Source organism: Photobacterium sp. DNB23_23_1, assembly GCF_052873815.1.
In genome coordinates this window covers 392,605-406,304 of sequence record NZ_JBNNXT010000001.1, presented here as the reverse complement: position 1 = coordinate 406,304, position 13,700 = coordinate 392,605, and the positions used below count along the sequence as shown (strand labels likewise).

The window sequence follows — 13,700 nt, the reverse complement described above, 5'->3', positions numbered from 1 at the left end:
ATTATCTCTCCACCAAGGCCATTTTACGGTTATAGATATTCATCAACAGTGAAGTTAACAAGCTAAACGTCAGGTAAACCGCCATGGTCATCGTGATGATCTCAATCGCCTGCCCGGTTTGGTTCAGCGTTGTCCCGGCAAATACCGAAACGAGATCGGGATAACCAATCGCCATTGCTAATGAAGAGTTCTTCACCAAGTTCAAATACTGGCTGGTAAGGGGAGGAATGATGACTCTCATTGCCTGTGGGATCACCACCAACTTGAGCACTTTCGTTGATGGTAAACCCAATGCACTTGCAGCTTCAGTTTGCCCCTTATTAACCGCCATGATCCCAGAGCGAACAATTTCTGCGATAAAAGCTGCAGTATAAATAGACAGCGCAATAAGCAAAGCAAACAATTCAGGCATGACATCAATGCCGCCTCGGAAGTTGAAACCTTTCAACTCAGGATATTCAATGCCGATTGGCTTGCCGGCAAAGAAAAAAGCCAGCACTGGCAGTACTACCATGACTAATGCACTTAATCGCCATGCAGGAAGAGGGTACCCCGTATTGTACTGCCTTCGATGGCTCGCGATGTGTATCGCCACCACACCCAACAAGCCCGCGATCACTGATATACCAACCCACACTGCACCAGAATGGAACTCCAGTGCAGGAAAGAACAAACCGCGAACATTTAAAAAGACAGAATCGGCGAAAGATAAACTATTGCGCGGTGAAGGCAATGCTTGCAAAACGACGGTGTACCAAAACAAGATCTGCAATAACAATGGAATGTTACGAAAAACTTCAATGTAAACAGCGGCAACCCGACTCAGTAGCCAATTTTTCGACAGGCGCGCTATCCCAATTATAAAGCCCAGTACCGTAGCCAAGGCAACTCCCAGCGCAGCAACCAAAGCGGTATTGAGTAAACCAACTATGAAAGTCGCACCATATGTATGAGTCTCATCATATGAGATCAACGACATCCCAATTCCAAAGCCCGCCGTTTGCCCCAAAAAGTCAAACCCGGTAGCAATCCCTCGTTGCTCCAGATTCACTAGCGCGTTATTGATAGCGCCATACCCCAAAAAGCCCATCCCAGCTAATAACAGTATCTGAAAGAAAATGGCTCTCGCTGTCGGGTTATACAGCAGCCGCTTTAATCCAGAGGTTAATGGAACTTGCGAGGGTTCATCAGCAGATGGAGCAGCAGCACCTCTATGACGGGCGGTCTTTGGCTCAGGACCAAGCCGCGAATCCAACTCTAAATCACTAATAGACATCAATGCACCTTTACCACTCAGTTAAATCCATGTGCAATAACAAATGAAAAGAGGCCAGATACCCAGCCTGACCTGGCCCCCTCTCTCCTGCCAACTTATACCAACCTAAATAAGTATTTGATCAGTTTTACTGGTTAAAATCGCTGCTATCTATGTTAGAGATTTTGTAATTAGAGCCACTAGTTACTGCAATCTCTGCCTTGATAACAACCATTTTTCCTGCGTAATACATAGATCAATTACTTATCCAGGTTGGTATTAATAACTATCGAACTGGAGGTGCATACATGATGCCGCCATCATTCCATAATGCATTCAAACCTCGAGCAATTTTCAATGGTGACCCTGTACCCACTGTGCGCTCAAAGCTATCACTGTAATTCCCGACTTGCTTTAGAACTTGATACGACCAATCATCTGTTAGCCCCAAACCTTGGCCTTTCGGCCCATCAACACCCAATAAGCGCAAAACATTAGGATCGGTCGACGTTTTCATGCTATCGACATTGGCTTGTTCAATGCCATACTCTTCAGCATTCACCATTACATTCAATGTCCACTTTGCGATATTGAACCACTGGTCGTCACCTTGAGCGACAACAGGCCCTAATGGCTCTTTAGAAATCACTTCAGGTAGTACGACGGCTGACGTTGGGTCTGCAAGCTTGATACGTAGTGAGTAGAGTTGAGACTGATCGGAAGTCAGCACATCACAACGGCCTGCTTCAAAGCCCTTAACTGTTTGATCGGATGTATCAAACACAACTGGCTTGAACTCCATGCCATGCACTCGGAAATAGTCCGCCAAGTTCAATTCAGTTGTTGTGCCTGACTGGATACACACCGAGGCACCATCAAGTTCTTTAGCCGAACCGATACCTAGCTCTTTGCTGACCATAAATCCTTGGCCATCATAATAATTAACACCAACGAAATTGATCCCAAGAGCACTGTCACGCTGCATCGTCCATGTTGTATTTCGAGACAGAATATCGATTTCACCAGACTGAAGTGCGGTAAAACGCTCTTTCGCCGTCAGTGGCACAAACTGTACCTTACTGGCATCTTTTAACACTGCCGCAGCCACCGCACGACAATACTCAACATCGATACCTTCCCAGTTACCTTTCGCATCGGTACTAGAAAAGCCTGGTAGACCTGTACTCACTCCACACTTTAAAACTCCTGCTTCTTTCACCTTTTTCAACGTTGCCCCAGAAGAATCTGACGCCGCTGTAACACTACCCGAAACCATTAGCGCTGAAGCTAATAAAGAAATCGACACACCATTTATAACTTTCTTCATATTGGACATCCTGTCTACCATTAGAGATAAGCTTTTGTTTTACTTTCCAATCTCATTATTGCAACAGGTATGCCAACATAACCCTAAAGGATTAAATCGGCACCTAAATAGAAAATATCACTAACAATAAAATTTTTATGACAGATATAGCTATAAAATCAGGAAACAAAGGATTAGATACCAACAATCAACAAACCACGGAAGGCACGCTCAGTATTAGGGCGCAATCGCTTCAAAACAGCCCCCCAATTTGGGGAGGGATTTGCACCAAAACTACTCAAGCAATATTGATATACTCGCTAACGAGTACAACAAATACTCTTTCGTTCAAAAATAATGAGATATAAAGATCAATGAGGAAATATTTTGATTTAGAAGTAGCGCTCTAAAAAAGTAATCGTTTGCGTAAAGGTTTAAATGAATAATTGACGAAAAGAAGATTTAGTAAGGAGGGGGATATATGCCAGAAACACTGGATCACTTGTGCCTCTGGCTGTACTTCTACTTTAACCTATTACAATCAAGTAATTAGCGCGATTGCGCAGCAACGGAATTACTTAGACTTTGCTTTCAGGTTATTTGTTTGTGCCTGGTGGTAAAACCACTGACGGCGATTTCTATTTGACATAATACACCTCTCATTTTCCTAAACGAGTAAGGTTGATATTTCTCTTTAATAATACCGTTCTTACTCATCCCAATCGTTTTACTTTAAACTAAATCCTGTGACATCCTTATGACAATTTAGTAAAAGAAAAACGTCAATTCTCTATATGTTCCAATATCTGAATTGCCTATTCTTTAAGGCTAATTTGATATCAACATTGGAGTAACAGAGAATTTAAAGAACTGTGATATAGCTAGAGGAGAGTGACTTGACCTTAAATAATGGTTTAAGGAGCCTTGAATGGAATTCTACCTCTGTTTTGCAATCAACAGCGTTCAATATAAGAGGGTACCAAACCTTTTGCAATAGTCTTTGGCATTTTTTTTGTGATAAACATCATTATTTTTCACCCTCATATACCTTCTCTTTAGATATTCTAATCCAGCACATTGATTTATCTAAGTTAAATCTAAAATCTCAATGAAATTCCCCAATCGTAAATTTAGCAGAAACAAGAAATCTATATACCTATCAATAACAAGAAACCGCCAACAACAAAACAAAAACCTCATATTGACAAGTTCGCAACATGGAATAAAATGGCACAATAGTCCATGCGGGGTGATAACCATGGGTATACACACTATAACTCTTGATAAAAAAGTAAAAGTTCCAAAGAAAATTCTATTTAGATTGCTTACCGACCACGATAACCTCGGCCGTTTTTTTGATAGCCAATATAGCTTGATCAAACCAGGCAAGCCTGAATGTAATGGGATCGGTGCTATCAGAGAGGTGTCGACTGGTTTATTTACTTTTCAAGAGCAAGTGATTGATTACAAAGAAAATGAGCATTTACACTACAAAATCATACAAGGTGTGCCAATCAATGAGCACGGAGGGTGGATAAAATTCAATAGCTTAAATGCTCACAATAGTATGATCCATTACCGCATCATGTTCACACCCAAAGTCAAAGGGACTGGCTGGATAATGAAGTACCTTTTTGAAAAGCGAATAAAGCGGGCTCTCGACAGTATAGCGAGCTATGGTGAGAACAACTGGCAGCCAGAAAACAGTATTTCCTCCAAGTAACCGATTTATCACATGAATGTGCTAATTGTTTAATATATTTCCTCTAATTTGATCTGGTCGCTATCCAAGATAGCCTTTTAAGGTTTAACTAAGACTATCTAAGTACCAAGCTAAGAGGATCACTATGCAACACCAGCCACTATTAACGACTCAGCGATTACTACTCCGACCGTTGCAACTTTCTGATGCTAAAAGGGTGCAAGAACTTGCGGGTGACGAGCAGATAGCCAATGGTACAATCAATATACCCCACCCTTACACTGACGGTGTTGCTGGACAATGGATTGGCAGGCACTTAGCCGGTTGGCACCAAGGACAATCAGCCATCTATGCCATTACTCTCAAACCAACCCAACAACTCATCGGTTGCGTTGGCCTACACAACATACAAGATGGTAAAGCACAGCTTGGCTATTGGATTGGTGTGCCTTACTGGGGGTTAGGATATTGTACCGAAGCGGCTGATCGCATCGTTGAATTCGGTTTTAAGCGCTTGAATCTTGAAACTATTTATGGCCAGCATTTCAGCCGCGAGAATAACTCCGGAAAGGTAATGCAGAAGATTGGCATGAAACATGTGATGACCAGGAACCACGGGATCAGGGTAAACATGATCACAGAAAACATGGAGTACTATGAGATGAAGTGCCCTCAAGCACTTTCTGTCAGTTAACCGTTGGCGCCTCTCTGCCCAACGACTCCCTCAGCCTTGCCATTTGGTACACATCAACATATTCACCATTACGCAAGGCATAGTTTCTCGATGTCCCCTCAATTACAAAGCCAAGTTTCTCATAGAGCGCAATGGCGGATAAATTATCTGTATACACTGTTAGCTCGATACGAGTCACCCCGATCCAGTTCTCAGCAAGGTCGATCAACGCTGTAAATCGCAGGAATATCTTCCTTCTCAACATGCCTGATTTTGATCGACATTGGCTTCCTCCTTGTTTCTCCCCCCTTAATCAATCATGTAATAAAATGAAAAACAACAACTTATCAAAGATACAACAAAATACTTACCGTAACCTATTGCTAAATATCTGACTTATAGCTTTTATGATCTACTTACACTTCAGTTTTTTATAAATTTCAGTCATTTCGACTTTATTTTATAATTAAATTATCTATCTGATCCTTTTCATTTTTCTATAAGTATAAAGAAAGTGATTAGCGTATTGATTTTCCAAAAATTATGAACTTATATTCTTTTTATGTAAATATCATAAACATAGACCAAAGCAGCATGAAATTTGTGCCATTTAATGGGATCCAATAGCTATACTGAAATTGAGGTAGATGGGCTAATTCGCACTAGCAACCCAAATTAACTTATGCGACAAGCTACATTTAATGCTCATGGAAAAAAAAGTTTAACTGTTAACACACTGATTTTTAGTCGATAAGAAAAAAAATAATAATCTGATGAAAGATACGATTTAAAGGCAGGTCTTATAGGTTGAACGTGAACTTAGTAACACTCATAAGTACACAACAACAATATGGCCGAAGCCATAGATAACGAGGTGAAGATTATGTCTAGCTTAAAAGTACTAACTGCAACCGCTGTGATTGTAATGTCTTCTTCAGCCTTTGCTGATATCCGTGTGGCAGATACCCACAACGGTGCATGGGTAACCGTAACTGAGAATGGTCAGCCAGCGGCAAACGCGTCTGTCTCTGTTGCCAATGTCCCTCAACAACGTCAGAGCTACAAAACTGATGCAAACGGACGAGTTTTCATTCCATTAACATTAGAAAACTCTCGTTCTATCAAATACAAAGCAACTACTGAGGGTGGTAAACAATCTTCTCGTTTCGCTTTCCACTCTACTAATAAATAGTTGAAGAGACCCTAATATGCAAAGGCCCTCTTCGGAGGGCTTTTACTTTTGTGACCATCCACACAAAACTATCGGTAATCCTTCCGGTTAAGATCCCTTGCTAAGACAAGTGCTAAACCTAGAACTTGAAGGAATAATGCCAAGTTCCTCAGCCGGGATATGGCTTTCATCTTGCCAGCATTATCATTAATCAACTCTTGGTTAACCAGATATAAGTCATTAATTTTCTCACGCTGCCCTGTTTGCACCTCATTGAGTGCTTCCATCAGAGTTGGGATACTCTCAATGGACAGTTCAACAGGTATATCTGGAAGCCAATAACCAATATCATGTTCAATTTGCGCCGCTACCTCACCAGGCAACGAAGACTGCATCATTTCGGCCGCATTCAAGATCACCAACACATGCTCTCGCTTACGCTCGACAGTTTCAACTTGCTGCCAAATCAATTGGATCAGTTTTTCATTACCTTGCTGGCGCTGGACGATATCATTCGACAGCCTTGCTAAATCATCAATATAAAAATTCGTCAGCAAAGCCGAAACAATATTGAGAATCAAACCAATTGCGACCAGTGTCCAAGTCGGTACATGCCATTTTTTAGAAGAAGCCTGTTTCATCAAACCATCCATGCTACCGACAAATATACTCATAATTATGGCAAAAAATTTTCACTTTTATGTCGATAAAGTAACACCAAGTATTCTCACTAAGACAGTCATTTATATTAACTTCATGGCTGGCGGTTTCTTTGACTATCTTTAATTTTAAGCGGTCTAAAAATAACTGAAAAGGAATGCGATTCAATGGATAAGGTTCCAATGTATGCTACCCGTACAGTCCCTCTGACTGGTCACGACCCCGAACAAAAACGCCAAGCACTCAAACTCGCTTTTAATCACACTTGGGAGCTTTATGAATCTCTTTTTAGTGTGATCAATAATGACAAGGCTTATTTTGTCAAAGCCGAACCTTTGCGCCACCCATTGGTTTTCTACTTCGGTCACACAGCCACCTTTTACATCAACAAGCTCAAGTTAGGTAAATACATTGAACATCGAATCAATCCTAATTTCGAATCCATGTTCGCTATTGGCGTCGATGAGATGTCATGGGATGATCTTGATGACACCCATTATCAATGGCCTAGTGTCACTGAGGTCAAACAATACCGAGACAGTGTAAAAGCTCTTGTTAATCAAGTAATAGATGAACTCCAACTGACTCTGCCAATCAACGAAGAAGACCCCGCTTGGATCATCTTGATGGGAATTGAACACGAGCGAATCCACCTTGAAACCTCATCTGTCATCATTCGACAATTACCCCTTGTCGATGTTACCCCTTCTCCCCTCTGGCCAGCCTGCACTGATACCAGCAATGCGCCGGAAAACTGTTTGCTCAGTGTGGCAGGTAGCCACGTGACGCTTGGTAAGAATGATGATGAAACCACCTATGGTTGGGATAACGAGTACGGCACCCAAACCTACCAAGTTGCAGACTTCAAGGCATCCAAATATCTTGTCTCGAACCAAGAGTTTCTCGCCTTCGTCAAAGCAGACGGTTATCGTCACTCGCGCTACTGGGATGATGAAGGTAAAGCATGGCTAGCCTATACCCAAGCGAAGATGCCCCGTTTTTGGCGAGAAAGAGACGGACAATGGTACCAACGAAATTTAACAGATGAAGTGCCACTCCCGTTGAACTGGCCTGTCGAAGTTAACCAGCTTGAGGCCAAAGCTTTTTGTAACTGGAAAGCAGAACTGGCTCAAAGCCCTATCCGCCTGCTCACCGAAGCGGAGTGGTACTTGCTACGACAGAACATTGAAAGTGACTCCCCACATTGGGGTGAGGCTCCTGGCAATATTGAGCTGGGTTATTATGCCTCTTCCTGTCCTGTCGATCGTTTTGAACACGAGGGGTTTTGCGACATCATTGGCAACGTCTGGCAATGGACAGAAACGAGTATCGATGGTTTCCAGGGCTTCAAGGTCCATCCTTTGTACGATGATTTTTCTACCCCCACATTTGATGGCAAACATAACCTAATAAAAGGCGGTTCGTGGATTTCCACAGGAAATGAATCGATCAAAGCTTCGCGATATGCCTTTCGTCGCCATTTTTACCAGCATGCGGGCTTCAGGTACGTTGAGTCCCAGCAGGCACCCGAAACAATGGCGAGTTTAAATATTTATGAAACCGACGAGTTGATTTCACAATATCTTGAGTTTCATTACGGAGCAGAATATTTTGCCGTACCGAACTTCTGTATCCATGGTGTTCAAACTTGCTTGCAAGAAATCCAGCTCTCTCAGCACCAAAGGGCACTCGACATTGGCTGCTCGGTGGGTCGTGCTTCTTTTGAGCTCGCAAAAACATTTGACCATGTCGATGGCATCGATTTCTCGGCGCGCTTTATTCAGCAAGCCTACTCGCTCACCGAGCAAGGGGAAAAACGTTATACCATCAAAACAGAAGGTGACTTAGTCGAGTTCAAATGTGTCACCTTAAGTGATATGGGTTATCAAAATATCGCCAACAAAATCCACTTTGTTCAAGGGGATGCATGTAACCTCAAGCCACAATTCACTCAGTATGACTTGATCTACGCGTCAAACCTGATTGACCGATTAGCAAACCCTCAGCAATTTCTCGGTACCATCCACCAAAGGTTAAATCCCGGTGGATACCTTGTCATAACGTCCCCCTACACCTGGTTGGAAGAATATACTGACAAAGCCCACTGGCTTGGCGGGGTCAAAGTCAACGGGGAAAACTTCACCACCCTTGATGGCTTAACGGAAACCCTTTTTCCCCATTTTGAACTCATCGCAGTGAAGGAAATCCCGTTTGTGATCAGAGAGACCAAACGTAAGTTCCAACACTCACTCTCGGAGATGACCATTTGGCGAAAACGAGAGGGGAACCATTAAGCGCCCCTTTCATACCCCAGCAGCTTCAGAGGGCGTTGGGGTATATACCCAAATCACGGGGGGATATGTTATGTTGTGCGCACCCAGCAAACAACGAAGTAGTATCAGCAGTGAAAACCCCTTGCGTGGCAAAATGTAAGAATAATGAAGGTATCTGTAGCGGATGCCACCGAACGATGACTGAGTTAACAGCGTGGCATACCATGAGTGATCCAGAACAAGAACAGAAGATAGCAGAGATCCAAGGGCAGCAATCCACGCATACCTGCAACCAGTGCGGCCAGCCGGCATACTGTGAGATCAGCGCGGGAAAAACGACTTGCTGGTGCTTCGAGCTTACCAAGCGTGATACGTCAGGGTTGCCGCCAGGCTCTTGCTTATGCCGCCACTGCTTAGAAAAGCTTCCGCTTCTCTAACGCTTTCAGCTACTCCCTTTCGCAGGCATGCACCAAACTATCAATAACCTTTAAAACAATAACATAGCTGTTAACTTGCTTTTATTGAACAGCGTATTATAATTCACCCCATCAAAATCAGGCTCACAGAGATGACTGCTTTAAGAATATTATTCGTTTTATTTTTTGTTTCATTGCCACCGCTCGCATTCGCAAGCAACATAAATGTGCAGCCCGACAATGAACAAATATGCATGAGAGAAATGGAAACCTTACTCGGAAAGCAGCAGATACTATTCAGTGATAGCCAAGCAACTCCTGATGTACGCAGAATGGCAGAAAGAGCCATAGACACGAGCCGTGAGGCCTTTGCCCAGCACGGCAGTTACTGTGACGCACAGCGAGCACTACAACATTTTGATGAGGATAAAGAGAGTGGATTCCATGACCAGCAAGGCGAAGTCAACTTTTTTGGTCGGGGTCACTATTGATATTTCAAGATAACTGATTGGTAGTGCTACTATAATTCAAAACAACTCTTTAACGATATCGTTGATTAAAGTCCTTAATACGGCAAACCTTTGAGGTAATGTATATGAAAAAGTGGCTATTTATCTTGGTACCCTTGTTATTTGCTCTAACGGGTTGTGATACGAATTCAAAGCAAGGTTTTTCAGCTAAGAACCTACAACAGAGCTGGGTACTGACCAAGGTTGACGGTAAAGACATTACCATTACAGAACCCCGCACCGTACCGGGTATGGCTATCGACGCTGACCTGAAAGTCTCAGGATTTGGTGGGTGTAACCGGTTCTTTGGTCAAATTGAATTAGCGGATCAAAACCGAATTCGCCTTGCAGGTATGGGCTCAACTAAAATGGCCTGCATTCAAGATGATCAGGCGACGGTTGAAGCGGTAATGACCCAGTCTCTTCAAGAGTGGAATAATGTAGCGTTGGAAAATGATATTCTGACCCTAACGTCAGAACAGCATATTTTGACGTTCACACCTGAAGAAGTGGCCGACGAAGATAGCCAATAAACCTTTGTTCATTACCTCCCTTATCGCGCAGCTGTTTCTTGGCTGCGCGTGGTTTTGCATAAACTGTATTATGTCTAGTTATGAAAATTAATAAGCGACAAGCAAAAACCCTCAATGAGGCGATAACTCAGTGGGAGAAAAATGAGCAGATCAATGCTGATACCGCCAAGTCACTACGTAATAGCTACGAAGTAGCTGGCTTTGACTGGAAATTACTGGCTGTCTACTCATTTTGGATTGCCATTACCTGCTTTATTATCTCTATTGGCATATTGCTGGCAGATGACTACCTAATGGCTTTATTGGCCACCCTGATTGATACGCCAGCCAGTGTTCTGTCTGTCATCAGTGCAATTTTAGCCGCTGCATCATTTTCCTTCGGCATTAAACGTCGGCGTCGCTATCCAGAGAAGTACTTCAGCAATGAAGCCATGTATTTCTTTGGCGTGCTTTGGACTGCGGTATCGGTTGGGTTCTTGAGAGAAACCGCATGGTTCAGCGAAGTCCATGACGCAATCTATTTACTGATTTTGACTCTGGTATACGGTGGGATCGGGTTCCGCTTATCCAGCATGCTGGTTTGGATTTTCGCCCTGCTGAGTTTTGCCGGATGGGGACTGGAGCAGTCGAGTTATTTTGCCGAGCCATCGGGTTACTTCTTGGGCCTAAATATGGCATGGCGCCTTGTCGTTATCGGCTTGCTGGTGCTGGCTACCGCTTGGTGGTTCGGGCGTAAACAGTCCGCAGCAACAGAAGCCGCTGGCGTCCAGGTAAAAACAATATCGCCAGTTAACAAATTTGCTTATCTGCAAGATCCTACACGATTCATTGGATTGTTTTATCTGATGTTCGCGTTATGGCTAGTTTCATTTATTGGTAATCACACCAGTGCATCGACTTGGTCGAAGGTATCTCAAGTCACCTTCTTTCCATGGGCAGTGCTATCTGGGTTGGTATGCATAGGGTTGCTTTACCACGGTATCAAACATGCCGATAAGCTCACACGAAGTTTCGGTATCACCTTCTTGCTAATCAATCTCTACACCCGTTACTTTGAGTATTTCTGGGATGCTATGCATAAAACTGTTTTTTTCGCCATACTGGCGCTGAGTTTCTGGCTGATAGGCACCAAAGCTGAAAAGTTATGGCAACTAAGCCATATAAAGGAAAACGAAGACACATAATCTTCAGTGACTTGGCAGGAGGAAACATTCGCAACGTCCCCCTGCCTAAATCCTACCGCTCTACTTCAGATTGCGCTAAATATGTCTGTACTTCAGACTTACCCATATACTTACCGAGTGTTTTAGCAGGGACTGCGCGTAAATCCACCACAATCAAACCATCAAGCGCATCATTGAAATCGGCATCGACGTTAAAGCACACCAACTTGCCGTTTAGACCAAGGTACTGCCTCAACAGCACCGGAACGCCTTTACCTCCCTCAAGACGAGAGATCACCTTGGATAGCAGTTGAATATCTGCCAACGATGACAACATCTCGGTTTTCCAAAATAATGGGGCTTTCTGTACTAAAGGGTTACTCGCAGAGACCAATTCAGCACTTTCTATATCATAGTGATGTACAGCCATACTCTCGACCAATAAATGCCGAGCTTCTGAGCTGTAATCATTGCTAATACTCACAGGCCCAAATAAATGGGTGTAACGAGGATGTCGATAAACAAATGTCGCGATGCCTTTCCAAAGCAACATCAAAGCACTCAGGCTTTTTTGATAGTCTGCCGCAATGACCGAACGCCCCAACTCTATGGCACTCCCCTGCTGGCGAATAAACCGTTCATCATAATTGAACAAAGTTCGGGAATACAATCCATCGATCCCTTCAGAGTCCAATATCCTATCCACCAAGCCTAAACGGTAGGCACCAACTAAGCATTGTCGGTCACGATCCCAGACAAACAGATGATGGTAGTAATGGTCAAACTCATCAACATCCGTCGCTTTTCCTGTCCCTTCCCCTACTGCACGAAAGTTTACTTCCCGCAATCTGCCGAGCTCGGCCATAACCGCAGGGATACGCGCAGCCAACGTACAATAAACATCAAACTGTCCAGAGGAAAGCAGGTGTTCTCCCCTATCAAGTTGGCTAATTTCATGGGTCAGTATATCTGGAGCAACAGGTGCGACGATAGGCTCAGCATCAGAATCAAATACTGGGATCTTCGGCTTTTTTGCGTTTTTCAGCTGACTACCCAACAAATATGTATTGAGCCTTAAATAATTAACCAGCTTCTTGCTGTCCTCGAACCCTTTGATCTCTTTGAAACTGATTGCTTCACCAATAGCGAGATTAATTTGCCTGTCACGCTTATTGAGCAGTTCACGGCCAAGCATCAATGTTCTCAGCAACGGGTGAATTCTGCCAGCCATATAAAACTTTCGGCTGTTCTTGCCATCAATATAGACAGGGACCGTCGTCGCCTTACTTTTGCTGATCAAACGGCTAACAGAATGGCTCCAATCTTTATCGGTAATACTGCGGGTTTTATGGTCGTACGCTGAAACTTCACCAGCCGGAAACATTAGCAGCAACCCACCATTGGCTAGATGCCGGTTCGCTTCACGCAAGGCTTTAACGTTGGCTTTTACCGCTTGTGGGCCTTCGAAGACATCGACCCCGATAAACAGCTCATCTAACTCAGAAACCGTTTTCAGGTAATGGTTTGCCAAAATCTTAATGTCTTTGCGCACCGACCTTAGCAACTCGGCCAGTATGACACCTTCTACACAACCTAATGGGTGATTAGCCACAACAACGGTCGCCCCAAGTGCTGGAACTTGGGCAAGCGAGCCTTGCTTAACCGAGTATTGGATACCTAGTGTATCCAAAGCGTAGCGGAGAAAAGCACCCACACCGCCACCAACAGGACGAGCAGCGTAAAACTGATCCAGTTTTTTTAACCCCGTCGCCCACTCAGTGACGTGCTCCCCCACACCGAATGGCGTTTTACGAGGGAGTCGAAAAGGACTTGTCACTTCCATGTATGTTTTTACCTGTTTAATCATTCAACCAATGAATGAAAATTATGAAACAGCCAGATGACCGATTCGTGGCACTTTTACGGCAAAATAATGAGTGAAATGCGACGATATGATGAAGCACTAAGTCGCATACTGTTGAAACAGGAATCGGTACTTTATACCAACCTACATAAATATTTGATCAGTCTTGCTGGTT

At 43.5% G+C, this 13,700-nt stretch carries 13 protein-coding genes; 8 read left to right on the top strand and 5 right to left on the bottom strand.

Going from position 1 to position 13,700, the window contains the following annotated elements:
- Position 1 precedes the first annotated feature (1 nt).
- Complete coding sequence (locus ACVA53_RS01690; RefSeq protein WP_446504372.1) at positions 2 to 1,276, bottom strand: amino acid ABC transporter permease; 1,275 nt, start codon at positions 1,274 to 1,276, stop codon at positions 2 to 4.
- A gap of 265 nt (positions 1,277 to 1,541) precedes the next feature.
- The gene (locus ACVA53_RS01685) at positions 1,542 to 2,531 is read right to left on the bottom strand and encodes an amino acid ABC transporter substrate-binding protein (RefSeq protein ID WP_373689552.1); all 990 of its coding nucleotides are present in this window, start codon (positions 2,529 to 2,531) and stop codon (positions 1,542 to 1,544) included.
- Between the two features lie 1,288 nt (positions 2,532 to 3,819).
- Between ACVA53_RS01685 and ACVA53_RS01680 the strand changes: the two genes are divergently transcribed.
- Positions 3,820 to 4,284: an SRPBCC family protein gene (locus ACVA53_RS01680; protein ID WP_255041829.1), complete on the top strand. Its 465-nt coding sequence runs from the start codon at positions 3,820 to 3,822 to the stop codon at positions 4,282 to 4,284.
- A 124-nt stretch (positions 4,285 to 4,408) separates the two neighbouring features.
- Entirely contained in the window at positions 4,409 to 4,957 is a 549-nt protein-coding gene (locus tag ACVA53_RS01675; RefSeq protein WP_255041828.1) for a GNAT family N-acetyltransferase, read from the top strand.
- Here the strand turns inward: ACVA53_RS01675 and ACVA53_RS01670 are convergent.
- Positions 4,950 to 5,201, bottom strand: coding sequence for a GNAT family N-acetyltransferase (locus ACVA53_RS01670; protein WP_446504371.1), 252 nt, complete (start codon positions 5,199 to 5,201; stop codon positions 4,950 to 4,952). The genes ACVA53_RS01675 and ACVA53_RS01670 overlap by 8 nt on opposite strands.
- Positions 5,202 to 5,819: 618 nt before the next feature.
- On the opposite strand from ACVA53_RS01670, the gene ACVA53_RS01665 reads away from it, so the two are divergent.
- Complete coding sequence (locus ACVA53_RS01665; protein WP_255041826.1) at positions 5,820 to 6,128, top strand: DUF4198 domain-containing protein; 309 nt, start codon at positions 5,820 to 5,822, stop codon at positions 6,126 to 6,128.
- Between the two features lie 68 nt (positions 6,129 to 6,196).
- Here the strand turns inward: ACVA53_RS01665 and ACVA53_RS01660 are convergent, their stop codons facing one another.
- Positions 6,197 to 6,748 (bottom strand): hypothetical protein, encoded by a 552-nt coding sequence (locus tag ACVA53_RS01660; RefSeq protein WP_255041825.1) that lies wholly within the window; start codon positions 6,746 to 6,748, stop codon positions 6,197 to 6,199.
- Positions 6,749 to 6,934: 186 nt separating this feature from the next.
- On the opposite strand from ACVA53_RS01660, the gene ovoA reads away from it, so the two are divergent.
- The 5 genes from ovoA to ACVA53_RS01635 all read left to right on the top strand — a co-directional run bounded on the left by ovoA (position 6,935) and on the right by ACVA53_RS01635 (position 11,682).
- A complete protein-coding gene (gene ovoA / locus ACVA53_RS01655; protein ID WP_255041824.1) occupies positions 6,935 to 9,061 on the top strand; it encodes a 5-histidylcysteine sulfoxide synthase in 2,127 nt (708 codons plus the stop codon).
- A 110-nt stretch (positions 9,062 to 9,171) separates the two neighbouring features.
- On the top strand, positions 9,172 to 9,477 hold the full coding sequence (locus tag ACVA53_RS01650) for a DUF1289 domain-containing protein (protein WP_255041823.1): 306 nt from the start codon (positions 9,172 to 9,174) through the stop codon (positions 9,475 to 9,477).
- A 233-nt stretch (positions 9,478 to 9,710) separates the two neighbouring features.
- Positions 9,711 to 9,947, top strand: coding sequence for a hypothetical protein (locus ACVA53_RS01645; protein WP_255041821.1), 237 nt, complete (start codon positions 9,711 to 9,713; stop codon positions 9,945 to 9,947).
- Positions 9,948 to 10,051: 104 nt separating this feature from the next.
- The gene (locus ACVA53_RS01640) at positions 10,052 to 10,498 is read left to right on the top strand and encodes an META domain-containing protein (protein ID WP_255041819.1); all 447 of its coding nucleotides are present in this window, start codon (positions 10,052 to 10,054) and stop codon (positions 10,496 to 10,498) included.
- Positions 10,499 to 10,578: 80 nt separating this feature from the next.
- Entirely contained in the window at positions 10,579 to 11,682 is a 1,104-nt protein-coding gene (locus tag ACVA53_RS01635) for a hypothetical protein (RefSeq protein ID WP_255041817.1), read from the top strand.
- 52 nt (positions 11,683 to 11,734) lie between these two features.
- On the opposite strand, the gene ACVA53_RS01630 is transcribed toward ACVA53_RS01635, so the two are convergent.
- Positions 11,735 to 13,504, bottom strand: coding sequence for a lysophospholipid acyltransferase family protein (locus ACVA53_RS01630; protein WP_255041816.1), 1,770 nt, complete (start codon positions 13,502 to 13,504; stop codon positions 11,735 to 11,737).
- Between the last annotated feature and the right edge of the window lie 196 nt (positions 13,505 to 13,700).

Coding starts and splice junctions, on each gene's coding strand:
- ACVA53_RS01665 (WP_255041826.1), top strand. CDS start 5,820: ATGTCTAGCTTAAAAGTACTAACTGCAACCGCTGTGATTGTAATGTCT.
- ACVA53_RS01645 (WP_255041821.1), top strand. CDS start 9,711: ATGAGAGAAATGGAAACCTTACTCGGAAAGCAGCAGATACTATTCAGT.
- ACVA53_RS01680 (WP_255041829.1), top strand. CDS start 3,820: ATGGGTATACACACTATAACTCTTGATAAAAAAGTAAAAGTTCCAAAG.
- ACVA53_RS01660 (WP_255041825.1), bottom strand. CDS start 6,748: ATGAAACAGGCTTCTTCTAAAAAATGGCATGTACCGACTTGGACACTG.
- ovoA (WP_255041824.1), top strand. CDS start 6,935: ATGGATAAGGTTCCAATGTATGCTACCCGTACAGTCCCTCTGACTGGT.
- ACVA53_RS01675 (WP_255041828.1), top strand. CDS start 4,409: ATGCAACACCAGCCACTATTAACGACTCAGCGATTACTACTCCGACCG.
- ACVA53_RS01685 (WP_373689552.1), bottom strand. CDS start 2,531: ATGGTTTCGGGTAGTGTTACAGCGGCGTCAGATTCTTCTGGGGCAACG.
- ACVA53_RS01630 (WP_255041816.1), bottom strand. CDS start 13,504: ATGGAAGTGACAAGTCCTTTTCGACTCCCTCGTAAAACGCCATTCGGT.
- ACVA53_RS01640 (WP_255041819.1), top strand. CDS start 10,052: ATGAAAAAGTGGCTATTTATCTTGGTACCCTTGTTATTTGCTCTAACG.
- ACVA53_RS01690 (WP_446504372.1), bottom strand. CDS start 1,276: ATGTCTATTAGTGATTTAGAGTTGGATTCGCGGCTTGGTCCTGAGCCA.
- ACVA53_RS01635 (WP_255041817.1), top strand. CDS start 10,579: ATGAAAATTAATAAGCGACAAGCAAAAACCCTCAATGAGGCGATAACT.
- ACVA53_RS01670 (WP_446504371.1), bottom strand. CDS start 5,201: ATGTTGAGAAGGAAGATATTCCTGCGATTTACAGCGTTGATCGACCTT.